The organism is Streptococcus pseudopneumoniae (genome assembly GCF_001072315.1).
GTDB classification, from domain to species: Bacteria; Bacillota; Bacilli; order Lactobacillales; family Streptococcaceae; genus Streptococcus; species Streptococcus pseudopneumoniae_R.
In genome coordinates this window covers 1-604 of record NZ_JVLI01000111.1, presented here as the reverse complement: position 1 = coordinate 604, position 604 = coordinate 1, and the positions used below count along the sequence as shown (strand labels likewise).

The following is a 604-nucleotide window of genomic DNA, read 5'->3' as shown; positions in this document are numbered from 1 at the left end:
TTCTGCTAATTCATCTCTCCATTTTCCATGTAATTCCCAAACTAGCTCTAATGGATTATTAAAAGATTTTTCATTTTCTACCGATACAGCTGATAAATCAACTAATGACTGTTGATTCTGGGTTCTCAAGGCATCATTCCAGTCTGTCTTCTCCTGACCTTCACGTTTTGGTGGTTTTGCATCGACAACTGGGATTTTCTTCTTCCATAGTTTGGTGATAAAGTCTGTACCTGCTTCATGTACTTCCAACATAGTATGTTTCCTTTCTTTCTCTTGAACGACAATCCTTGTATATTCTTGACGGACTTCTTCCCTTGTCAATTGTCTATCTGACACAAAGGCTTTTACATCATCTGCAGTTAGCTCTTGCGCTTTTCCAAGAGCTATTTCCTTCTCAAAAAAGCCCTGATAATGCCAGGACTTTTCATCTACTGTATAAACATGTGCTAACTCTTTAGGAGTGTTATTCCCTCCCTTCAGAAAGTCATTCCAATCTTCCTTCTCCTGGTCTCTCTGAAGGATAGGTGGAATCGCAATCTGTACTGGAATCCCCTTTTCCTGCAGACTAGTTATAAATTTATGGCCAGCCATATCATTATCTACA

1 pseudogene is annotated in these 604 nt (G+C 39.1%); it reads right to left on the bottom strand.

Annotated features, from left to right (window positions below):
- Positions 1–604, bottom strand: a pseudogene (locus ADH54_RS12745) (hypothetical protein); the annotation flags it as partial.